This window comes from Klebsiella sp. JN_Kp126 (genome assembly GCF_033843325.1).
GTDB lineage: Bacteria > Pseudomonadota > Gammaproteobacteria > Enterobacterales > Enterobacteriaceae > Klebsiella > Klebsiella michiganensis.
Window position 1 is genome coordinate 1 of the sequence record NZ_JAWXQV010000033.1, and the last position, 708, is coordinate 708.

1 protein-coding gene is annotated in these 708 nt (G+C 36.2%); it reads right to left on the reverse strand.

The window, feature by feature from the left end; translation table 11 throughout:
- Window positions 1–597 (reverse strand): DUF6236 family protein (locus SIK97_RS00990; protein WP_319610918.1); only part of this gene is annotated, 597 nt, incomplete at its 3' end.
- Between the last annotated feature and the right edge of the window lie 111 nt (window positions 598–708).

Here is a 708-nt window from a genome sequence, read left to right on the forward strand (position 1 = left end):
TTTGGTAATGTTGATGATTGATTTTTCGATCTCTAATAGTCCTTTCTGTATAGCTTCATTTTTATTTTCGCTCGTCAATACATTTAGCCGCAGGGTGCTTATTGCATTTAAAAGCTCAAGCCGCTCATCATTTCTTTTTTCACGGAAATCTAGAAGATCTCCAATAGGGAAATCTTTTGCAGGCATTGGTAATGAATTGATGAAGGTCAACAACTCGCCACTATGGCTGAGTTCATTATCTTCATCTAGTGCCGTCTTAACACTTTGATGAACCATCCAAGACTCATGCTTGTTCTCATTTAACTCATCAAAACATCTCTTATACGATTTTTTTATCAATCCTTCCATTTCTGAAGAATCGAAATCAAAAGATTTATTTTTTTCCTCCCTAGGTTGCAATGAGCGTACAAAACCTTCTTTTTTTAAAGTTCTGAGTTCATCAGAAAGGTCAAAAAGTACAACTCTGTTAATTGGTATGCATATTTCATCCAAGTATAACAAAGCGTACCTTATAGCCAAAGGATCAAAATCACCAAGAACCGACATTGAGCCCGTGTTAAATGACAATGGTCTTGTAAGAAGCAATCCTCTCTTCATTTAGCACCTCAAATGCAATTGACAAGAGCAATATGACGTAAAATAAGTAACTATTAATACATGATGAAGCTAGAGAACACCAGTTGCTTTAACTGGTTGGCGCGAGGTCTA